This is a genomic window from Bacteroides sp. DH3716P (assembly GCF_025914115.1).
Classification (GTDB): domain Bacteria; phylum Bacteroidota; class Bacteroidia; order Bacteroidales; family Bacteroidaceae; genus Bacteroides; species Bacteroides ovatus.
Genome location: NZ_CP083673.1, coordinates 4,900,425 through 4,922,252, shown reverse-complemented (window position 1 = coordinate 4,922,252; position 21,828 = coordinate 4,900,425). Strand labels below are relative to the sequence as shown.

Sequence of the window (21,828 nt, the reverse complement as noted above, 5' to 3'; positions counted from 1 at the left end):
GCAATGAATATAACATTAAAAAGAAATATTAACTAGCATCTATGGTCATCATTCTCCTCGGATATTTCATAGTTTAGTGGGAATAGTGTACATTTGCGGGAGTAAAAAAGTGAACGGAATGATGAGACGATATATCACTGCTTTGATGCTGGCTTGCTGCATCGGAGGGTATGGACAAGAGAAGAAGCAAGTAACCTTTGTACCTCCTTTTGACTTTCCTCTTACATTGAGTGGGAACTTTGGAGAAATCCGCTCCAATCATTTCCACGGCGGACTGGATTTTAAGACAGGCGGAGTTATCGGTAAACCCGTTCGTGCTCTCGCTGATGGCTATATTTCGCGTATTCGCGTCACGAATGGTTCGGGATATGTACTTGATGTCTGTTATCATAATGGCTATTCAACGATCAACCGCCATTTGAGTGGTTTTGTTTCTCCCATTGCCGAAAGGGTGGAGAAACTTCAATATGAAGAAGAAAATTGGGAAGTAGAGATTGTTCCCGAACCGGGAGAATATCCGGTAAAAGGAGGTCAGCAGATCGCATGGAGCGGAAATACCGGATATTCGTTCGGTCCGCATCTTCACCTGGATGTATTTGAAACGGAATCGGGAGATTATATTGACCCTATGCCTTTCTTTCAATCGAAAATAAAAGATACGCGTGCTCCGAAAGCGGATGGCATTCTATTTTTTCCACAACTGGGTAAAGGAGTAGTGGATGGAAAGCAAGAGAATAAAACCATCCTTCCCAATAGTGAGCGTCCGGTGGAAGCATGGGGAGTGATAGGTGTGGGGATCAAAGCATACGATTACATGGATGGAGTGAATAACCATTATGGAGTTTATTCAGTTGTGCTTACGGTAGATGGAAATGAAATATTTCGCAGCACCGTAGATCGCTTCTCGCAGGAAGAGAACCGGATGATTAATTCCTGGACTTACGGGCAATATATGAAATCTTTCATTGATCCGGGCAACACTTTGCGTCTGCTAAAAGCATCGAATGATAACCGTGGCTTGGTGACGATTGATGAGGAACGGGACTATCAGTTCTTATATACATTAAAAGATGCTTTCGGAAACACTTCCAAATATAGTTTCACCGTACGGGGTCGGAAACAGCCGATTGAACCGTTGAATCATCGGGAGAAATATTATTTTACCTGGAATAAGACTAATTATCTGCAAGAACCGGGATTGAACCTGGTTGTTCCGAAAGGAATGTTGTATGATGATGTTCTCCTCAATTATCAGGTGAAGGCGGATAGTGGTGCCGTTGCTTTTACTTATCAGCTGAATGATAAGGCGGTTCCGCTGCATGCAGCTTGTGAACTGTGTATCGGGTTGCGTAGAAAACCAATTGCCGATACGACGAAATATTATGTGGCCCGCATAACTCCAAAAGGAGGAAAGTACAGCGTAGGCGGAAAGTATGAAGACGGATACATGAAAGCATCTATCCGGGAGTTGGGAACTTACACTGTTGCCATCGATACCATCCCGCCGGAGATTATCCCTGTCAACAAGAATCAGTGGGGAAGAAACGGAAAAATTGTCTATCGTTTGAAAGATCAGGGCGCGGGAATTGCTTCCTATCGTGGAACGATTGACGGAAAGTATGCGCTTTTCGGACGTCCCAATATTGTGAAATCATACTGGGAATGTACGTTGGACCCCAAACGCGTAAAGAAAGGAGGCAAGCATACTGTTGAATTTACAGTGACCGACTATTGTGGGAATGAAACAGTGGCCCGTGAAAGCTTTGTTTGGTAAATTATTAAAAGTGAATCATATATTTATTATGAAGAGAAGAATTATTCTTTGTGCCGCCGTATTGATGGCGGCTGTGGCGAACACCTTCGCCTGCACCAACCTGATTGTCGGAAAAAATGCGTCTGCCGATGGCTCGACGATTGTTTCCTATTCTGCCGACTCGTATGGCTTATTCGGAGAACTTTATCATTATTCGGCTGCTACCTATCCAAAAGGTACGATGCTGAAAGTTTATGAATGGGATACTGGCAAGTATCTGGGAGAAATAGAGCAGGCACGCCAGACTTACAATGTAGTCGGTAATATGAATGAATATCAGGTTACCATTGGTGAGACAACTTTCGGCGGACGTCCGGAATTGGCCGATTCTACAGGGATCATCGATTACGGAAGTCTGATTTATATCGGTTTGCAGCGTTCGCGCACTGCCCGTGAAGCAATTAAGATCATGACCGACTTAGTGCAGCAATACGGCTATTATAGCGAAGGAGAATCCTTTACTATTGCCGATCCGAACGAAATATGGATTATGGAAATGATTGGTAAAGGTCCCGGCATCCGTGGAGCAGTTTGGGTAGCTGTACGTGTGCCCGATGATTGTATTTCGGCCCATGCCAACCAGTCACGTATCCACCAGTTTGATATGAACGACAAGGAAAACTGTATGTACTCTCCGGATGTCGTTTCTTTTGCCCGTGAGAAGGGATATTTTAATGGAGTAAACAAAGACTTTAGCTTCTCATTAGCCTATGCGCCTCTTGATTTTGGTGCCCGCCGTTTCTGTGAGGCTCGTGTGTGGAGCTATTTTAATAAGTTCACAGATAACGGAAAAGATTATCTTCCTTACATTGAGGGAAAGACCAATACGCCGATGCCTCTTTTTGTGAAACCGAAACATAAGTTATCCGTGCAAGATGTGAAAGATATGATGCGCGACCATTATGAAGGAACGCCTCTTGACATCTCCAATGATTTTGGAGCCGGACCTTATAAGACACCTTACCGTCTTTCTCCTCTGAACTTCAAGGTAGATGGTCAGGAATATTTCAACGAACGTCCGATTTCCACTCAACAAAGCGGGTTTGTATTTGTTGCACAAATGCGGGCTCATAAGCCGGACCCGATAGGCGGTGTACTTTGGTTTGGCGTGGATGATGCGAACATGGCTGTATTTACCCCGGTTTATTGTTGTGCTACTAAAGTGCCGGTATGTTATACCCGTGTAGATGGGGCCGATTATATTACTTTTTCCTGGAATTCTGCTTTCTGGATTTTCAACTGGGTATCTAATATGGTCTATCCGCGTTATGATTTGATGATCGGTGATGTACGGGAAGCGCAGAAAGAAATGGAAACTACTTTCAACAATGCACAGGAAGGCATTGAAGAAATGGCTGCCAAACTGCTGGCAAAAGATAAGAACGCAGCGGTTGACTTTCTGACAAACTATACAAATATGACCGCACAGAGCACTTTCGATACTTGGAAACAATTGGGTACATTCTTGATTGTGAAATACAATGATGGAGTGGTGAAACGTGTTAAAGACGGTAAGTTTGAGCGTAATTCTATCGGACAACCTGCCGGAGTGATGCGTCCCGGATATCCGAAAGAATTCTTGCAGGAATATGTCAAGCAGACTGGTGACAGATATTTGGTAAAATGAAGAATTAAGAATGAAAAATGAAGAATTATGCTTTGCAAATATGTCTTATAATGCGATTCTTCATTTTTCATTCTTAATTCTTCATTAAATAACTAGGAATTATAAACTTATTATTTTACATTTGTGTGCTCAAGAAATTGATAATAAATAATTCATTAACCAATAAATAACAATCGAAATGGAAAATCAGGAACTTATTAAACAGGTCACTGAAAAAGCCGAAAAATGGCTAACCCCGGCTTATGATGCTGAAACCCAGGCTGAAGTGAAACGTATGTTGGAAAACGATGATAAAACCGAACTAATTGAAGCTTTCTACAAAGATCTTGAATTTGGTACTGGTGGTCTGCGTGGTATTATGGGTGTAGGTAGCAATCGTATGAATATCTATACGGTAGGTGCTGCCACTCAAGGACTTTCCAACTATCTGAAAAAGAACTTCAAAGACCTGCCGCAGATTTCTGTAGTAGTAGGTCACGATTGCCGCAACAACAGCCGTTTGTTTGCGGAAACTTCTGCTAATATTTTCTCTGCCAATGGTATCAAAGTATATCTGTTTGACGACATGCGTCCGACACCGGAAATGTCTTTTGCCATCCGTCACCTCGGTTGCCAAAGCGGTATCATCCTGACTGCTTCTCACAATCCGAAAGAATACAACGGTTACAAGGCATATTGGGACGATGGTGCGCAGGTATTGGCTCCACACGATAAGGGTATCATCGACGAAGTGAATGCAATTGCTTCTGCTGCCGATATCAAATTCCAGGGAAATCCGGATTTGATTCAGATTATCGGTGAAGACATCGATAAGATTTATCTGGATATGGTGAAAACTGTTTCTATTGATCCGGCAGCTATTGCCCGTCACAAAGATATGAAGATTGTCTATACTCCGATCCACGGTACAGGTATGATGTTGATTCCTCGTGCATTGAAAATGTGGGGATTCGAAAACGTATTTACTGTGCCCGAACAGATGATTAAGGACGGTAACTTCCCGACTGTCGTATCTCCGAACCCGGAAAATGCGGAAGCTCTTTCTATGGCTGTAAACCTTGCCAAAGAAATTGATGCTGACCTCGTTATGGCTTCCGACCCGGATGCTGACCGTGTGGGTATTGCTTGCAAGGATGATAAAGGCGAATGGGTACTGATTAACGGTAATCAGACTTGTATGATGTACCTTTATTATATTCTGACACAGTACAAACAACTGGGTAAGATTAAAGGTGGCGAGTTCTGCGTGAAGACAATCGTTACAACTGAACTAATCAAGAAAATCGCAGATAAGAACAATATCGAAATGCTTGACTGCTACACCGGATTTAAATGGATTGCCCGTGAAATCCGTCTGCGTGAAGGCAAACAGAAATATATCGGTGGCGGTGAAGAAAGCTACGGATTCCTTGCCGAAGATTTCGTTCGCGATAAAGATGCCGTATCAGCTTGCTGTTTGATTGCTGAAGTTGCTGCATGGGCAAAAGATAATGGAAAATCCTTGTATCAGTTGTTGCTGGATATCTACGTAGAATACGGATTCTCTAAAGAGTTTACTGTAAACGTAGTGAAACCGGGTAAGAGCGGTGCAGAAGAAATCAAAGCGATGATGGAGAACTTCCGTGCTAATCCTCCGAAAGAATTGGGTGGTTCTAAAGTGATCTTAAGCAAAGATTATAAGACACTGAAACAGACGGATGATAAAGGTAACGTAACTGCAATCGATATGCCGGAACCATCTAACGTACTTCAATATTTCACTGAAGACGGTAGCAAAGTTTCCGTTCGTCCTTCAGGTACAGAACCTAAGATTAAGTTCTATATGGAAGTTCAGGGTGAAATGGGTTGCCGCAATTGTTATGCTTCTGCCGAATCTGCTGCAATGGAAAAGATTGAAGCAGTGAAGAAATCATTGGGTGTCTGATTTTGTTTCTTCTGAAATTTCAGATATAGATAACGAAAGATAAATAATAAATAGCGCCTCCATGGTCTTTTCGAAGATTATGGAGGCGCTTCTTTTTCTCTATACATAGCCCTGATTCTGCCTATTTTCGGGCTTTTTCCCCAACTTGGCACAGTTCTTTCATTTCCTTTGCATTCTTTAAGTCCACTTGCTAATCCTTCTTGCGAGAATCTTGTTGTATTGACATCATCTCAATTTCAACCCGCAGGCTGCGGATACACATGTTTTGTTGATGCTTTAGAGTGATACGTTCAGTTTCATATTCGTAAGTTGTTCGTTTGTAGTTATGTGTATTTCGTGGCCTGCTTTCTTAGTCTATTTTTCAGTCAGTGCTATTTCTTTTTTTCTGTTATTTCTTCGTGCCTATCCAAGTCCATTTATGCCATATTGTTTCCAATGGTCCTTGTTTATGTTTAGACAGCCACCATTTGCAGAACCGAACTTGCGCCAGGAAAAGAATAATACCGATAATCAGGCTAAGAGTATATCCACAGTAAGGAGCAAGATAGAATCCGAATGGGAAATAGATAATGGCTCCCAAAATAGATTGATAAATATAATTGGTCAAGCTCATTTTTCCGTAGAATCGCAGATTAGATACAGTTTTCTTGAACTGATCTTTCTGATAAAGCAACACGAAGGAAGCAACAAGTACAATCGTAAATGCAAATTTCTGCCACATATCAAAGGCAGTGCCTACCGTTTGCTGAATTAAACTGCTGTCACTTTGCATGATCTGTTCTTTCAGAGAATACAGTGGTGCGAAACTGATAGCTGCAATAATAAGTGCTTTCATCCAGAACTTCAAATGAGATTCGGTAGCAACGAACAATTCTTTGCGTCCGATATATAAGCCAAACAGGAAAAGTCCGGCAGTCTGCAAGAAACGTCCGGCACCGATAGCCCAAAACAAGCTTGCTTTCTGTCCTAAAGTAACATTACCTATCAGAAAATCCCAAAAGTTTCCGGCTTTGGTGTATTCCGCTACTTCAGCATACATGGCTCCGACATTCAAATCGGGTAGGGTATAAGCAGGATTGAAAAGGCTCATTATATAATGAAACCATTCAATCGGTTGCAGTGAAAACAAGATGGCGGTGATTAGAATCGCTTTGTCACTCCATTTACGTACGATAAATAGTACAAGACTGACTACAACAAACAGAAGCAGGACATCTCCTGCCGGGAAGAAAGCGGCATTCAAAGTGGCGAATCCTGCCAGCAATATCATTCTCCATAAAAAGCGGTAACCAAAATCTTTTCCTTTCAACTGCTGGTTGTGCGACTGGATATAGAAAGTGAATCCGAAAAGCAGAGCGAATATGGCATAAGACTTTCCGGCAAGCAGTGAAAATGTCGCATTAAATACTCCGGCATCCAAAATGGTAAGCCATTCAGGAGAACTTTCCGGATATACGGGGAAAATGAAATGCTCCAGGTTATGAACCAGAAGGATGGCCATTACAGCAAATCCTCTAAGAGCATCTACTACTTCAATTCGGGGTGTTTTTGTTGATAATTTCATGGGGTTAATTTATGATTATTTTTAGTAAGTATGCATTTTATCCGTCTTTTAGCAGGCTTCGGGAACATACTGACGGATTCCTTTGATGATGTTTACCGTGTTTGATTATTCATTGGGATGCTCTATCCACCAATCAATCATCTTTCGGGCAAGACTAAGTTTTCTGGGAAGTTCGGGTAAATTGTCTCTTGTATAAAAGTCTCCCGAACTCAATTCTTCATCTTGGAGGTTGATTTCCCCTCCGGCATAATCGGCAATAAAGCCGACCATTAGTCCGCTGGGATAAGGCCAGGGCTGATTACTGAAATAAGTGATATTTTTTACATCCAGTCCGGTTTCTTCTTTCACTTCACGTGCTACACATTCTTCTAGCGTTTCTCCGGTTTCCAGAAATCCGGCAACGAGACTGTTGAATGTTCCTTTAAAATTGCGGGCGTGCACTAAAAGTAGTGAATCTTTTTTTCTCACTAATACAAGAATCGCTGTGGAAATGGAAGGATATACCTCCCGGCCACATTTCGGACAACGCTTCATGATAGATTCTTTCTGTTCCATAGGCGTGCCGCAGGCGGAACAAAAGCGGCTGTTTCTATCCCAATGCAGAATCTCATGTGCTTTTCCTGCTGTCTGATAATGAGACAAAGGAAGATATTCATAGGAGGCACGAAGCCCTATCATGATCCATTGCTCCGATTCTTCAATGGGAGAGGAGAGGGAGAAAGCCTTGCAGTTTTTCCTTTCTAGTGTGGTGATATTGTGTACGGTTGTTTTTTCTTTAATAACAATAGGAGAGCTTTCTCCACACGGGACGGTATATATACCATCCTCTTTTTTCTCAAGAAGCAGTTGGTCTTTGTAAAAGATAAACCACCATGATTGTGCTGTCTGATTCATTTTAATTCTAATTCTTGATCTTCGCGCTGCGAAGTTATAAAAAACTAGATTGATATTTAGACTTATCAGATAAAATACAGTGCAACCGCACCAAAATTTGATTCATAACTGTGCAGAAACGAGTTAAACGTTGCGCTAATGAATGGGTCCAGGGTGAGGGGTGGTGAGGGTAGATTTATAACTTTCGTATTTTTTTTTTGAGGATAAAAAAGGAGATAGTATAGAAAATAAAATAATAAAAGGTTATAAATCTACCCTCACCACCCCTCACCCTGGACCCATATCTTATAATAAAAAGATAACGGGGAATCTTAAAAACTCAATCATCTTTTTCAGATTTACCACAACGTTTCCAGAATACTCCATTATTTTATTCAAAACTGTGCGGATATGAATTAAATTTTGGTGCGGTTGCCCTGGATAAAATATCAATAGACTAACTCAATAAAATGCATTGTTCGACACCAATTTCCTGAATAAAATAATTGTCGTGTGAGATTGCTATCACAGTACCTGCATAATTTTTGATAGTAGCAGTGATAATTTCAATACTTTGTATGTCCAAATTGTTGGTAGGTTCATCCAGGATAAACATATCAGGGGTATTGTTACTAATCATCAGACAGCAGAAAGCGAGACGCATTTTCTCACCACCACTAAGTTTCCGGCAGGATTTGTCCCATTCGGATGCAGGAAACAAGTAACGGTTTAGAATAATCTTTATTTCATGCTCCGGCAGATTCCGGCTGTTGAAAGCGTAAGTCTGTTCAAGAATACTGTTCCGGTCGTCAATGATCGAATACTCTTGATTCAAATAGACATAGCTAAAGTCCGTCCGTGTCAGGGTTCCTTCCTGTGGTTGAAGTTGGCCGGTGATTAATTTCAATAGAGTTGTCTTCCCGCTACCGTTGGCTCCTTCTATACGGAGGCGGTCTCCGCTCTTTAGCTGAAAACTGACAGGAGCTTGCCAAAGCTGTTGTTTTGAGATACTATTTTCCTGAATATCATTGCTATTCGGATTGGGATGATAACCTGTGTCAGACGAATTTATTTCATCATTCGTCAGAATATCATTGTTAACCGAATTGGAATGATAACTGAAGTTAATCTCTTTTGCTGTCACTAATATCTTCCCGGTATGAAGCGAGGAACTATTGAAGTCGGTTTTTAATGCAGCAGTCGGAGAGAGCGAACCTCGAAGCTGGTTGCGTTCATTTGTTAACTTCTCGGCTTTCTCCTGATGAACGCCAGTCAGTTTACTGGTGCTCTTCTCGGATTTCCCTTGGAGTGCGTTCAATACAATGCGTGGAACTCCTTTTTTTATATTACTCTTTTCGCCGCGTACATTCTGTTTGTCCCTGCGTTCGGCCGTTTCGCGAGCCACTTTACGGGCAATACGTAGTGCCTTTTCTTTTTCTTCAATACGTTGTTGTAATGCTTCCTGCATCAGCGTTTTTTGTTCTTTGTAGAATTCGTAATTTCCGCCATAATAATTGATTTGATGCTTCTTTAGTTCGCAAATCTCGGGGAGAAGATTGAGCAGGGTGCGGTCATGACTTACCACCAACAGGGTGGAACGATATTTTTCTACCCAGTCATATAAACGTTGTCTGCCGGAAGAATCGAGATGATTGGTCGGTTCATCCATAAGTATGACAGATGGATGATGAATGTCCATACCTGCCAGGAATACGCGGGTCTTTTCGCCGCCACTAAGCAGATTCATCGGGTAGGATAGCGTAAACTGTCCTAATCCCCATAAATCGAGAGCGGCGATGGAACGTTCTTCGATATTCCAGTCATCATTTAGAATGGTGAAATTCTCGTTTGAGACATCTCCTGCCAGGATGGCGTGCAGAGCTTGCTGTTTACGCTCTATTTGAAGAGCTTGTGCAATGGTCAGTGAATCATATTGCCCGAAATGTTGCGGGATATAATATAGGTCGTCCGGGCGGACAATGACACCGGAAGAGGGTGATAACTGTCCGGCAATAATTTGTAGCAAAGTAGATTTGCCACAACCATTGTTACCGACTAATCCCAATTTCTGCCCTTTACTGATGGCGAAATTGAGGTCACTGAATAATACTTCTTTATCCGGATGGATATAGCTGATTTGTTGGATACTGATAGACATGACGATCTATTGGGTTTGAGGTTGAAAATAGAGTGAAAAAAAACACAGGATAGGGGGAACGACAAACACAATACTGGCTAAACAACACGGATTTCGTGATGCTTAACAAAATAGAAAAAGCATATAAGAAAAGTGATGTTTACTTAGAAGTGTTGTCTTACTTAGTAATTCTCATTGCGGTAGGTATATAGTTTAACTTGGCGGCAAAGATAACACTTTCTATTAGATTTCACTCTATTAAGACTGAAAAAGAATGAATTTCATTTATTTAGAGGCTCCGTTTACCTCATTCAGAGCCTCCGATTACTCCAAATAGAGCCTCTGTTTACCCTATTCAGAGGCTCTGTTTTAGAAGTGAGTTATACTCTTTCTTATTCTTATACATCAAACAGTTGATTTAATCCCTCACTCATACTGGGATGCGTGAAGATAAAATCGCGCAAGAATGTAGAGGTTTGCCCTGTTTTTATCGCCATAGCTACGATATTGATGATTTCTGAAGCATCGGCGCAGAATAGAGTACAGCCCATAATCTTCCCGTTATGATTATTGATGATAGCTTTTAGCATACCATCTGTCTGCCTCAATGTACGGGTACGGACGATGGAGGAAGCCGGCAACCGGGAAACCTTAAATGAATATCCTCTTTTCAGAGCTTCTTCTTCACTGATTCCGATATGTGCCAATGGCGGATCAATAAACACTGCATATTGCACAGGATCACGGTCTCCGATATCACGTTTCTTGTCGCCGAAGAGCTGATCGCGGATAATCCGGAAATCATCCAGCGAGAGATATGTAAATTGCGATCCGCCTTTCACATCTCCCATTGCCCATATATGAGGAACAGTAGTGCGTAACTGATCGTTTACGATGATAGCTCCGTGAGCATCAACTCCTACACCCGCTGCTTGCAGATTCAATCCCTCAATCATCGGTTTACGTCCCGTTGCGATAAGAATGGCATCTCCATCTACATAATAAGGAGTACCGTCGGATATGTCCGAGTAAGTCAGTGTCACTCCGTCATTCGTGTCATGGATAGACTGTGCACGAGCGTTCAGATGGATTTCAATACCTTTCTTCTCCATCACTTCTTTGACGCTGTTTGCAATATCCCGATCTTCGCGAGGCATAAATTTGTTTCCTCCTTCGAGTATCGTCACTTTACTGCCGAAACCGGCATACATAGAAGCGAACTCCAGTCCGATATATCCTCCACCTATGATAATCAGGTGATGAGGAAGTACACTTAAGTCCAAAAGCGCACTACTGGTATATACGTGCTGACTTTGCTGAATACCATCTATTGCAGGGATAATGGGAGTAGACCCCGTGTTGATAAATATCTCTTTTCCTTTCAGTTCGATTTCTCCTTCGGGAAGTTCCACTTTTATGGTATCGGCGGATATGAAAGACCTCGTTCCAGTATAGATAGTCACATTAGGACGTTTGCTTAGTCTTTCGTAATTATCATTCCTAAGAAAGGAAGTGAGGCGGTTCTTTCGGCCGATGGCCTGTTTGTACATATTCGCCTGCTTCGGAAAATCATCGTGGTAAAGCAAAGCGGAAACCTCGGCTTCATGCACCAGCGTCTTTGTTGGGATACAGGCTACATTCGGACAGCTTCCTCCATACATCATGTTGGAACGTTCTACGATGGCCACTTGCCATCCGCGGTTGGAAAGTTCGGCAGCCAGGGTTTTCCCTGCCTTGCCGAATCCTATAATAATTGCATCATATTGTTTCATAACTTCTTGTATTAATGATTTGTATGAGACTATATAACAGTCTGAAAATACGATTTGTTCCGCAATGGCAAGAAGTCAGAATCCTCTTTAGTGGTTGTCTTAGTCTTTTTTAAGTGTTTTGAGTACGCGTTGTGACGAGTCGGATAATAACACTACGGCACTGGCCAGGATCACAATGTCTTTAATCACCAACCGCCCTGCACCGGATAGTAATGGGAAACCGAATTCTCCGCTTCCCAAGTCGGGAACCCAGACTTCCGGGGTGGTGACAAGAAAAGAAAGTGTGCCGAGCGTCATGATAATGGCGAGGGTGTCGCCTGCCAATCCCACTTTTGGGAAAAAGATTCCCAAGAATACCAGTATGCCGATCCCCATAATAAGAGCTCCCAGTCCGTAAGAGAAAGTATAAGTGCGGTTTGCTTCGTGCCATGCACGATTTTCCGGGACAAAAGCACCTTCCGCATTTTTATGTTCTTTGTATTCGGGTGCACCTTTAGCATAGAAGAAACTCATAAAAGGACTGTTGGCAACAAACGGAACAATCCCGTCGGCTTCATAATGGAAATACTTCAATCCGCCTATCCATACAAATACTACCAGGATGGCAACGCGGATAAATTTCATACCAAAACTTTTCAGACTTGAAGTGAAGGTCAGTAAAGCGATCAATTTCTCTTTCATTTTGTTGGGGTTTTAATGGGTTTATCTTATGTTGCAAAGGTCGTCCATTTCCACTACCCCCAAAATAGCAATACTTCCGTATGCCTTGTCAATTTTTCCCTTCCTGTGTGTTTCTGAATTGCACGGCGCTCTGTCCAGTCATATTTTTGAAGAAACGGCTGAAAGAAGCCTGGTCTTCAAATCCCAGAATATCGGCAATCTCTTTGGCGCTTTTGTTGCTGTAAAGCAGGAGACGTTTAGCTTCCGCTTCCACCCGTTCGTGGATAACCCGAAGCGGCGAAGGCAGTTTGCAGGTAGAAAAGATGTTCGATAGTGTCTTGGGAGATTTATGCAACATATTGGCATAGTCCTGCACCTGTTTCTTCGTCCGGTAATGCTCGTCGACCAAGTTATAGTATTGGCGGACAATCTCAAAACCGGATTCTTTTTCACGGGTGATATTCATGCGGTGACGTGCAATTCGGGTACATTGGATAATGAAACGTTTTAGCAGGATGCGTAGCATCTCCTCCTGCAGGCTGTCGGAAACGGTAAACTCGTTTTCCAGTGCTTCGGTAATGGTGTCGAGTTCTTTACGTTCTTTTTCATTCAGGGTAAAACGGATCAGGTGAGAAGAACCGTTGAACAGGAAACCGCTGCATGACACTTCATGGTCGTTGCCATAGATACAATAGAAATTGCTGTTGAACAACAAAGTCAGGTATTCACCATCAATCGATTTAAATTCGAGGTGTTGCAGATGAGTGAGTGAAATCACTTCATCTTGGGTAAGTATCATTTCCTGATGGTCGATTTCTACTGTGATGCTTCCGTTGCGTACCCATATAAATTTATAAAGCCCTTTTTCTTTTTGCAGTGCTTTTTCTGTCAGATAAGAGTCTGTAAGTGCGAGTGTTCCTTTTAGTTTCGTGTGATATTGTTGTAACATAATTAATCCTCCATTGCTGATGCGTCAAATGATAACGGCAGTAGATCGCCTATACTTTTTACTTCGTAGATACATTCTTTGCCATATAATAGGATGCGGATGGGTTGTTTGTAACGCTTTTCCGTTTCCAGAATCACTTGCCGGCAAGCACCGCAGGGAGGAATCGGATGGTCGATGAAGTCCTTTTCCGTTCGTGCCGCAATGGCAAGAGTGACAACCGGTTGGTCGGGATATTGGGAGTTGGCATAGAATAGGGTAGTACGTTCTGCACAAAGCCCCGACGGATAGGCCGCATTTTCCTGATTGGTTCCTGTCACTACTGTCCCGTTGCCCAATAGCGCAGCGGCACCTACGGAGAAATGGGAGTACGGAGAATAACTACGAGCTGTTGCCTCCATGGCAGTCTTTATAAGTGACCGATCGCCCTCATTCAACTCATCATATTGATATACTTTAATAATAGCGGTAATTGTGAGGTCTTTCATATACGTCAGGGTATTGGTTTCTACAATTAATGTTACAAAGTTAGGAAAGAGATTGATAATCCCAATTATTTTTCAGATTTTTGTGCCATCTAATTCACATCTGAATAAAAATGGAGAATAAACTGCATAGACTTATCTTTTTAACCGTTGTTTTTTTCTTTGCCGTAGGAGTGCAGGCACAGAAACGGAATGCCCGTTACGTCGAGTATATAAATAAGTATAGTGATTTGGCTGTTGAACAGATGAAGCTTCATAAGATTCCGGCGAGTATTACATTGGCACAAGGATTGCTGGAAAGCGGTGCCGGATACAGCCAGTTGGCACGAAAGAGTAATAACCACTTTGGTATTAAGTGTGGTGGCAGTTGGCGGGGACGTACGGTTCGTCATGATGATGATGCCCGTAACGAATGTTTCCGTGCTTATAAGCATCCGCGTGACTCTTACGAAGATCATTCCGACTTCCTTAGAAGAGGTGCCCGTTACGCTTTTCTTTTTAAACTGGACATCACCGATTATAAAGGCTGGGCGCGTGGACTGAAAAAAGCAGGCTATGCTACCGATCCTTCTTATGCTAATCGTCTGATTACAATTATCGAAGATTATGACTTGTATAAATACGACCGTAAGGGGGTATATTCGGAACGGAAACTGAAAAAGAATCCTTGGTTGATGAGCCCGCATCAGGTGTATATCGCTAATGATATTGCTTATGTGGTAGCCCGCAACGGTGATACCTTTAAAGATTTAGGCAAGGAATTCGATATTAGTTGGAGGAAACTTGTGAAGTACAACGACTTGCAGCGTGATTATACCTTGATGGAAGGAGATATCATCTACCTGAAGAGCAAGAAGAAAAAGGCTTCCAAACCTTATACTGTATATGTTGTGAAAGATGGAGATTCCATGCATGGCATCTCTCAAAAATATGGTATCCGCCTCAAAAATCTGTATAAGATGAATCGTAAGGATGGTGAGTATGTTCCGGAAATCGGAGATAGATTGCGTCTGCGGTAGAGACTTCTCTCAAAAGTTTCGAATTTCGGAAACTTAATGACTCATTCATGTGTTATTATCTTGATAAAACATGATTAGAATATGAGTCTAAACATTGCAAAAAGTAATAAGAAACGTGTCGTCATAGTAGGCGGTGGTTTCGGTGGCTTGAAACTGGCTAACAAGCTGAAAAAGTCAGGCTTTCAAGTCGTATTGATAGATAAAAACAACTATCATCAGTTTCCTCCTTTGATTTATCAGGTGGCTTCGGCTGGTATGGAGCCAACTTCCATATCCTTCCCCTTCCGTAAAATATTCCAGCATCGGAAAGATTTCTTTTTCCGTATGGCGGAAGTACGTGCCATTTTCCCGGAAAAGAATATGATACAGACTTCCATCGGAAAAGCAGAATATGACTATCTGGTGTTAGCAGCAGGTACTACAACCAACTATTTCGGTAATAAACATATCGAAGAGGAAGCCATGCCGATGAAAAATGTGTCAGAAGCGATGGGATTGCGAAACGCTCTTCTGGCTAATCTGGAACGAGCGCTGACCTGTTCAACGAAGCAGGAACAACAAGAGTTATTGAATATTGTAATTGTGGGAGGTGGAGCTACCGGGATAGAAGTAGCCGGAATACTTTCCGAGATGAAGAAATTTGTCTTGCCGAATGATTATCCTGATATGTCCAGCAGTCTGATGCACATCTATTTGATTGAAGCCGGGCCGCGATTGCTTGCCGGAATGTCGGAAGAATCATCTGCACATGCTGAACAGTTTCTCCGTGAAATGGGAGTAAATATCCTGTTGAATAAACGCGTTGTGGATTATCGTGACCATAAAGTAGTACTCGAAGATGGTACAGAGATTGCCACGCGTACTTTTATCTGGGTGAGTGGTGTCACCGGTGTGACTATCGGAAATCTGGATGCCTCTCTGATTGGGCGTGGAGGACGTATTAAAGTCGATTCATTTAACCGTGTAGAAGGGATGAATAATGTGTTTGCTATTGGCGACCAATGTATTCAGTTAGCTGATGAAAATTACCCGAACGGGCATCCTCAACTGGCACAAGTGGCGATCCAGCAAGGAGAACTATTGGCAAAGAATCTGATTCGTATGGAGAAAGGACAGGAAATGAAACCTTTCCATTACCGCAATTTAGGTTCGATGGCGACTGTCGGGCGCAATCGTGCCGTAGCAGAGTTTAGTAAAGTAAAGATGCAGGGATGGTTTGCCTGGGTGATGTGGCTCGTTGTTCATCTGCGTTCTATCCTTGGAGTACGCAATAAGGTTATTGTACTCTTGAATTGGGTATGGAATTATTTCACTTACGATCAGTCTATGCGTATGATTGTCTATGCCCGTAAAGCAAAAGAGATTCGTGATCGTGAAAAGGTGGAGGAAACTACCCATTGGGGAAAAGAACTGATACAGGAACCGAAGCAACACTCTCCGCAGGAGATTCAGCAAGCTTCCGAACAAGAGAAAAAATAGTCAATGAGAAGTCATTATACCGTAGTTGACAATCCGGCATTATCCAGGTATACTGACCTTCCGCCGACAGGTGGATAGATTCATATTCTGAACAGTAAATTCGTACAGGGTGTCCGATATCGGACACCCTTTGTTTTTTGTTACATTCTATTTATCAATTACTTATGATTTTGGCATAGATTTGGTATATGAAATGCTAAATTGATACATGATAAAATCGTAAACGATCAGATATGGACAGAGAAATTCCTAAAGAAATACGTCAGAAAGAACGTAACAAGAAGATCATTCGTTATTCATCCATCGGGGTGGCAAGTATTGTTGTCATTGGTGTACTTATATCTGTACTAAGGGCAGGAGTGGAGGCAAAAGATCTTGTCTTTTCCACAGTCGATACAGGAGTTATTGAGGTAAGTGTCAGTGCTTCCGGCAAGGTGGTTCCTGCATTTGAAGAAATAATCAATTCTCCAATCAACAGTCGTATTCTTGAAGTTTATAAAAAAGGAGGAGATAGCGTAGATGTAGGTACTCCGATTCTGAAACTAGATCTTCAGAGTACGGAAACCGAATATAAAAAGTTGCTGGACGAAGAGCAGATGCGTCGGTATAAGCTCGATCAGCTTCGTGTCAATAATCAGACGAAGCTTTCCGATATGGCGATGCAGATTAAAGTTTCGGCAATGAAATTGAGTCGTATGAAAGTGGAGTTGAGAAATGAACACTATCTGGACAGTCTCGGTGCAGGAACAACGGATAAGGTACGCCAGGCTGAATTGAGCTATAATGTGGCTCAATTAGAGTACGAACAACTTCAGCAACAATATAAAAATGAGAAGGAAGTAGCTGCCGCCGAACTAAAAGTTCAGGAGCTTGATTTTAATATCTTCCGCAAGAGCCTTTCCGAAAAGAAACGTACTTTGGATGATGCGCAAATCCGTTCTCCGCGCAAAGCTATTCTTACCTATATTAATAACCAGATTGGTGCGCAGGTTTCCGAAGGCGGACAAGTCGCTATCATTTCCGATTTAAGTCATTTTAAGGTAGAAGGCGAGATTGCTGATACGTATGGCGACCGTGTGGCAGCTGGAGGAAAAGCAATTGTTAAGATAGGAAGCGATAAACTGGAAGGAACGGTCAGCAGTGTAACACCGTTATCCAAGAATGGCGTCATATCATTCACGGTTCAGTTGAAGGAAGATAATCACCGTCGTCTGCGCTCCGGATTGAAGACAGATGTTTATGTGATGAATGCCGTGAAGGAAGATGTGATGCGTGTTGCCAATGGCTCTTTCTATGTGGGGCGTGGTGAATACGAATTGTTTGTCTGCAACTCTGACAATGAACTGGTCAAACGTAAGATACAGTTGGGTGATTCAAACTTTGAATATGTAGAAGTTTTGAGTGGATTGCAACCGGGTGACAGGGTAGTGGTAAGCGATATGAGTGCATATAAGAACAAGAATAAGCTGAAGATTAAATAATTTAAATACTAGAAGTTATGATAACATTGAACTCTCTTTCCAAAATTTATCGTACTGATGAGATTGAAACGGTAGCGTTGGAAAATGTGAATCTGACGGTAGAACGTGGAGAATTCCTAAGTATAATGGGACCTTCCGGGTGCGGAAAATCTACATTGTTGAATATAATGGGATTACTTGACGCACCTACCATGGGAATAGTGGAAATCAATGGAATACGTACCGAAGGAATGAAAGACAAAGAATTGGCCGTTTTTCGTAATAAAACGCTTGGTTTTGTGTTTCAGTCTTTTCATTTGATTAATTCGTTGAATGTGATGGATAATGTGGAGTTGCCTTTACTTTATCGCCGTGTTGGCAGTAGTGAGCGAAAGCGGTTGGCGCAAGAGGTATTGGAAAAAGTAGGGTTAAGCCATCGTATGAGACATTTTCCTACACAACTTTCCGGTGGGCAGTGCCAACGTGTAGCTATTGCCCGTGCTATTATCGGTAATCCCGAAATAATCCTTGCCGATGAGCCGACAGGTAACTTGGATTCAAGGATGGGAGCCGAAGTCATGGAACTGCTTCACCGACTGAATAAAGAAGACGGACGCACCATCGTCATGGTTACCCATAATGAAGAACAGGCGAAGCAGACTTCGCGTACCATCCGTTTCTTTGACGGACGTCAGGTGCAGTAGAACCTGCGTTTTATACATAAAACTAAATAGAAAATAGATTAATATCTCTCTAAATTAAAAACCACCATGACAAAGAATATTTTTATCGTTGCGATAGCTGTCCTGTTAAGTGTTGCTTTTTGTTCGCTATCGGCACAAAATGTGAGTAAAGATTATAATGTAGGCGACTTCTTTGCCATCAACCTGCAATCTGTCGGAAATATTATTTTCGCTCAATCGGCAGAATGTACCTGCCGTTTGGGAGGGCCTTCTGAATTTGTAGAGAAAACCCGGGTAACGGTGAAGAACGGCACACTGGTTATCGATTATAAAGAGAAGAACGTAAAGAATGTCAAGAATCTGATTTTTTACATCACTGCTCCCGATTTGAGTAAAGTGAAAATCGACGGGGTAGGGAACTTTGATGCAAAGGAAAAATTGAATCTTAAAAATATAGCTTTCGAACTTGACGGAGTGGGAAATTGCAACGTGAAAAATCTTCATTGCGATGAACTGAAACTCGATGTCGACGGAGTAGGCAATATGAAAATGAATGTTGACTGTGGCCTTATCAAGGCTAAAGTGGATGGAGTAGGTAATATCACTTTATCGGGTAAGACTGATACTGCATTCTTTAAAAAGGATGGTGTTGGTAAAATCAATTACAAAAACCTGAAATGTAAGGATATAACAAAGAAGGGATGGAATTTCTAATATGGAACGTTCTTTGACGAACTTCTGTGGAACCTAATCGAAGAAGAATAAAAAAGACGAGTAAGAAATATACTGAACTCTATACTGGTAACGATCATGATAAAACTCTATTTTAAACAAGCATTCCATCTGTTGGGAGAAAATAAACTGCTTTCATCTATTTCCATTATTGGTACAGCTTTGGCTATTGCTATGATAATGGTAATTGTGATTACTTTACGTGCGACTATTGCTCCCTTTGCACCGGAAACCCATCGTGACCGGATGCTTATTTTCCGGTTTGCCGGACTTCAAAGTAAGTCCAACGTGAATTGGCAAAGCAATGGCCCTATCGGATACAATACGGCAAAGGCTTGTTTCAAAGCAATGACAATTCCCGAAGTTGTTTCCATAACCAATATCTGGCAGGAAACAATGCTGGCTGCTAAACCGGCAGGTGAGATGGAAAGTTGTAGTGTGTTGCAAACAGACGATGCTTTCTGGAAAATATTTGAATTTGAGTTTCTATCCGGTAAACCGTATGATAATGCCGATTTTGATGCCGGAGCAGCAAAAGCTGTGATTTCCGAAGATATGGCTCGCCGTTTGTTCGGAACATCAGAAGTGGTTGGAAAAACATTCCTTCTGAATCATTCGGCTTATATTGTTTGCGGAGTGGTACGTCCGGTCTCTAAACTGGCGAAGTACGCCTATGCGCAAGTTTGGATTCCTTTAAGTTCAACAAGTGCCTTCACAGCCACTTGGGGCGATGACAATATCATGGGTATGACTGCCGTCTATATACTGGCTAAATCGAGAGACGATTTTCCGGCTATTCGTCAGGAGGCAGACCGCTTGCGGGCTATCTTTATGGCAGGGCATCCCAATTTCGATTTACTCTATCGCGGACAGCCTGATACTTATTTCGTAGCCGCGCAACGCTATTCCGCCAACAATCCTCCTGCTGTGAAAGAAGCAGTACGGCAATACATACTGACATTACTTGTCTTATTGATTGTTCCTGCCGTCAACTTATCCGGACTTACTTTGTCACGCATGCGTAAGCGTATCTCCGAAATAGGAGTGCGAAAAGCCTTTGGTGCCCCCAGACGGGAGCTTATGATGCAGGTACTATCCGAAAATATGCTTTATTCCCTGTTCGGAGGAATTCTCGGACTGGTATTAAGTTATGTCGCCGCTTTCCTTTTGGGAGGAATGCTTTTCTCCGTAGACTTTGTATCCAATGGGGTGGAAGATTTGCGGACCATGTGTGTCGACTTACTGTTCGATCCTACCGTATTCCTGCTGGCATTTCTGGCTTGCTTCCTACTCAATTTATTAAGTGCCGCCATTCCGGCATGGAGAGTAACTCGCACCAATATTGTGGATGCCATCAACGAAAGATAATTCTTCAACTCATCTAAATTCTAAAGAAAATGCAACTATTAAAACAAATATGGAACGAGCGCCGGTCAAACGGATGGTTGTGGTCAGAACTATTAATTGTTTTTGTGGTCCTGTGGTATGTGGTCGACTGGACGTATGTGACAGCGCGTACTTATTACGAACCGGTAGGATTTGATATTACCGATACGTATTATTTGGAGCTAAGCCTGAAAAACGACAAGAGTAATTCTTATCTTTCGAAAGAGCAAAAGAGTACATCTTTAGGACAAGATATTATCGAGTTGACCAATCGTCTCCGGAGATTGCCGGAAGTGGAGGCCGTTTCAATATCCAATAATGCGCGTCCCTATATCGGGAGTAATTCCGGTAGTATGTTACGTATCGATACATTGGTTAGTAATCCGCTACGACGTTCGGTAACCCCTGACTTTTTTCAGGTCTTCCGTTATCAAAGTGCTGATGGGCGTGGTTATCAGCCGTTGGTGCAAGCTTTAAAGAATGGCAATGTCGTTGTTGGTGAAAATTTCTTGCCCAAAGATTATAAAGGCGATCGTACGCTGTTGGGTAAAGAAATGGTCGATGTGGATGATTCTACGAAAGTGTACAAGATAGGGGGAGTTTCGAAGAAGGTGCGTTACAATGACTTTTGGCCTAACTACAGTGATCGGTATGTAGCCATTGAATTTCCTGAAAAGATAATGGTCGAACTTGACGATGAACTTTATCCTTCGAGTGTAGAAGTTTGTCTGCGGGTGAAACCGGGGACTTCCAGAGACTTTGCGGAACATTTGATGAAATTGTCCGCCAACCAGTTGAGTGTCGGTAACTTATTCATCCTGAAAGTGCATGATTATGAAGATCTGCGGAATGACTTCCAGCAAGGAAGTTATAATCAGGTACAGGTACGTTTCTGGATGATGGGCTTCTTATTGCTTAATATCCTGTTGGGTATTGTCGGCACCTTCTGGTTCCGTACGCAGCACCGTCGTGCCGAGTCTGCGCTTCGTATAGCAGTCGGGGCCAGCCGGATGCAGCTTTGGCAACGTTTAAATAAAGAAGGATTGCTATTGTTGACTCTGGCTGCTTTGCCTGCCGCCGTCATCTGTTATAATATCGGCCATCTGGAGTTGACTGAAGGGTATATGGAGTGGGGAGTAGTGCGTTTTCTTATTACATTTGTCATAACCTATTTCCTGATGTCTTTAATGATTCTCGTTGGCATTTGGTTTCCTGCTCGTCAGGTAATTCGCATACACCCTGCCGAGGCGTTGCGCGAAGAATAAAAA

At 42.3% G+C, this 21,828-nt stretch carries 17 protein-coding genes; 10 read left to right on the top strand and 7 right to left on the bottom strand.

The features are described from left to right. The first annotated feature begins 121 nt into the window (after nucleotides 1-121). The 3 genes from KQP79_RS18525 (at nucleotide 122) to KQP79_RS18515 (ending at nucleotide 5,364) form a co-directional block, all read left to right on the top strand. The gene (locus tag KQP79_RS18525) at nucleotides 122-1,774 is read left to right on the top strand and encodes a M23 family metallopeptidase (RefSeq protein WP_032851594.1); all 1,653 of its coding nucleotides are present in this window, start codon (nucleotides 122-124) and stop codon (nucleotides 1,772-1,774) included. A gap of 28 nt (nucleotides 1,775-1,802) precedes the next feature. Beyond that, entirely contained in the window at nucleotides 1,803-3,440 is a 1,638-nt protein-coding gene (locus tag KQP79_RS18520; protein ID WP_234120935.1) for a C69 family dipeptidase, read from the top strand. Between the two features lie 178 nt (nucleotides 3,441-3,618). After that, a complete protein-coding gene (locus KQP79_RS18515) occupies nucleotides 3,619-5,364 on the top strand; it encodes a phospho-sugar mutase (RefSeq protein ID WP_061447738.1) in 1,746 nt (581 codons plus the stop codon). 388 nt (nucleotides 5,365-5,752) lie between these two features. On the opposite strand, the gene KQP79_RS18510 is transcribed toward KQP79_RS18515, so the two are convergent. From KQP79_RS18510 to cdd, 7 genes are all read right to left on the bottom strand, one after another. Beyond that, nucleotides 5,753-6,928 (bottom strand): DUF418 domain-containing protein, encoded by a 1,176-nt coding sequence (locus KQP79_RS18510; RefSeq protein ID WP_004311334.1) that lies wholly within the window; start codon nucleotides 6,926-6,928, stop codon nucleotides 5,753-5,755. Nucleotides 6,929-7,033: 105 nt separating this feature from the next. Further along, nucleotides 7,034-7,828: an NAD(+) diphosphatase gene (nudC, locus tag KQP79_RS18505; protein ID WP_256331556.1), complete on the bottom strand. Its 795-nt coding sequence runs from the start codon at nucleotides 7,826-7,828 to the stop codon at nucleotides 7,034-7,036. A 430-nt stretch (nucleotides 7,829-8,258) separates the two neighbouring features. Then, nucleotides 8,259-9,959: an ABC-F family ATP-binding cassette domain-containing protein gene (locus KQP79_RS18500; RefSeq protein WP_234120739.1), complete on the bottom strand. Its 1,701-nt coding sequence runs from the start codon at nucleotides 9,957-9,959 to the stop codon at nucleotides 8,259-8,261. 377 nt (nucleotides 9,960-10,336) lie between these two features. Next, nucleotides 10,337-11,710, bottom strand: coding sequence for an FAD-dependent oxidoreductase (locus KQP79_RS18495; RefSeq protein ID WP_234120741.1), 1,374 nt, complete (start codon nucleotides 11,708-11,710; stop codon nucleotides 10,337-10,339). A 99-nt stretch (nucleotides 11,711-11,809) separates the two neighbouring features. Continuing rightward, entirely contained in the window at nucleotides 11,810-12,391 is a 582-nt protein-coding gene (locus tag KQP79_RS18490) for a DUF417 family protein (protein WP_004304234.1), read from the bottom strand. Between the two features lie 88 nt (nucleotides 12,392-12,479). Continuing rightward, a complete protein-coding gene (locus KQP79_RS18485; RefSeq protein WP_015532972.1) occupies nucleotides 12,480-13,319 on the bottom strand; it encodes an AraC family transcriptional regulator in 840 nt (279 codons plus the stop codon). A gap of 2 nt (nucleotides 13,320-13,321) precedes the next feature. Continuing rightward, a complete protein-coding gene (gene cdd, locus KQP79_RS18480; protein ID WP_004304232.1) occupies nucleotides 13,322-13,804 on the bottom strand; it encodes a cytidine deaminase in 483 nt (160 codons plus the stop codon). A gap of 110 nt (nucleotides 13,805-13,914) precedes the next feature. On the opposite strand from cdd, the gene KQP79_RS18475 reads away from it, so the two are divergent. The 7 genes from KQP79_RS18475 to KQP79_RS18445 all read left to right on the top strand — a co-directional run bounded on the left by KQP79_RS18475 (nucleotide 13,915) and on the right by KQP79_RS18445 (nucleotide 21,825). Continuing rightward, nucleotides 13,915-14,820 carry a glucosaminidase domain-containing protein gene (locus KQP79_RS18475; protein ID WP_004311330.1) on the top strand — a complete coding sequence of 302 codons (906 nt, stop codon included), beginning with the start codon at nucleotides 13,915-13,917 and terminating at the stop codon, nucleotides 14,818-14,820. An 81-nt stretch (nucleotides 14,821-14,901) separates the two neighbouring features. Continuing rightward, nucleotides 14,902-16,299, top strand: coding sequence for an NAD(P)/FAD-dependent oxidoreductase (locus KQP79_RS18470; protein ID WP_004311329.1), 1,398 nt, complete (start codon nucleotides 14,902-14,904; stop codon nucleotides 16,297-16,299). Between the two features lie 233 nt (nucleotides 16,300-16,532). Continuing rightward, nucleotides 16,533-17,780, top strand: a complete 1,248-nt coding sequence (locus KQP79_RS18465) for an efflux RND transporter periplasmic adaptor subunit (RefSeq protein WP_004311328.1) — start codon at nucleotides 16,533-16,535, stop codon at nucleotides 17,778-17,780. 17 nt (nucleotides 17,781-17,797) lie between these two features. Then, complete coding sequence (locus KQP79_RS18460) at nucleotides 17,798-18,463, top strand: ABC transporter ATP-binding protein (RefSeq protein WP_004311327.1); 666 nt, start codon at nucleotides 17,798-17,800, stop codon at nucleotides 18,461-18,463. 66 nt (nucleotides 18,464-18,529) lie between these two features. Continuing rightward, nucleotides 18,530-19,156: a GIN domain-containing protein gene (locus KQP79_RS18455; protein ID WP_004311326.1), complete on the top strand. Its 627-nt coding sequence runs from the start codon at nucleotides 18,530-18,532 to the stop codon at nucleotides 19,154-19,156. 96 nt (nucleotides 19,157-19,252) lie between these two features. After that, nucleotides 19,253-20,542, top strand: a complete 1,290-nt coding sequence (locus KQP79_RS18450; protein WP_004300698.1) for an ABC transporter permease — start codon at nucleotides 19,253-19,255, stop codon at nucleotides 20,540-20,542. 29 nt (nucleotides 20,543-20,571) lie between these two features. Then, nucleotides 20,572-21,825, top strand: coding sequence for an ABC transporter permease (locus KQP79_RS18445; protein WP_061447532.1), 1,254 nt, complete (start codon nucleotides 20,572-20,574; stop codon nucleotides 21,823-21,825). Nucleotides 21,826-21,828 lie beyond the last annotated feature (3 nt).

Excerpts from the sequence above, each read along its gene's own strand:
- KQP79_RS18475 (WP_004311330.1), top strand. The coding sequence starts at position 13,915 with ATGGAGAATAAACTGCATAGACTTATCTTTTTAACCGTTGTTTTTTTC.
- KQP79_RS18465 (WP_004311328.1), top strand. The coding sequence starts at position 16,533 with ATGGACAGAGAAATTCCTAAAGAAATACGTCAGAAAGAACGTAACAAG.
- KQP79_RS18470 (WP_004311329.1), top strand. The coding sequence starts at position 14,902 with ATGAGTCTAAACATTGCAAAAAGTAATAAGAAACGTGTCGTCATAGTA.
- KQP79_RS18520 (WP_234120935.1), top strand. The coding sequence starts at position 1,803 with ATGAAGAGAAGAATTATTCTTTGTGCCGCCGTATTGATGGCGGCTGTG.
- KQP79_RS18450 (WP_004300698.1), top strand. The coding sequence starts at position 19,253 with ATGATAAAACTCTATTTTAAACAAGCATTCCATCTGTTGGGAGAAAAT.
- cdd (WP_004304232.1), bottom strand. The coding sequence starts at position 13,804 with ATGAAAGACCTCACAATTACCGCTATTATTAAAGTATATCAATATGAT.
- KQP79_RS18445 (WP_061447532.1), top strand. The coding sequence starts at position 20,572 with ATGCAACTATTAAAACAAATATGGAACGAGCGCCGGTCAAACGGATGG.
- KQP79_RS18495 (WP_234120741.1), bottom strand. The coding sequence starts at position 11,710 with ATGAAACAATATGATGCAATTATTATAGGATTCGGCAAGGCAGGGAAA.
- KQP79_RS18460 (WP_004311327.1), top strand. The coding sequence starts at position 17,798 with ATGATAACATTGAACTCTCTTTCCAAAATTTATCGTACTGATGAGATT.
- KQP79_RS18525 (WP_032851594.1), top strand. The coding sequence starts at position 122 with ATGAGACGATATATCACTGCTTTGATGCTGGCTTGCTGCATCGGAGGG.
- KQP79_RS18515 (WP_061447738.1), top strand. The coding sequence starts at position 3,619 with ATGGAAAATCAGGAACTTATTAAACAGGTCACTGAAAAAGCCGAAAAA.
- KQP79_RS18500 (WP_234120739.1), bottom strand. The coding sequence starts at position 9,959 with ATGTCTATCAGTATCCAACAAATCAGCTATATCCATCCGGATAAAGAA.
- KQP79_RS18490 (WP_004304234.1), bottom strand. The coding sequence starts at position 12,391 with ATGAAAGAGAAATTGATCGCTTTACTGACCTTCACTTCAAGTCTGAAA.
- KQP79_RS18455 (WP_004311326.1), top strand. The coding sequence starts at position 18,530 with ATGACAAAGAATATTTTTATCGTTGCGATAGCTGTCCTGTTAAGTGTT.
- KQP79_RS18485 (WP_015532972.1), bottom strand. The coding sequence starts at position 13,319 with ATGTTACAACAATATCACACGAAACTAAAAGGAACACTCGCACTTACA.
- KQP79_RS18510 (WP_004311334.1), bottom strand. The coding sequence starts at position 6,928 with ATGAAATTATCAACAAAAACACCCCGAATTGAAGTAGTAGATGCTCTT.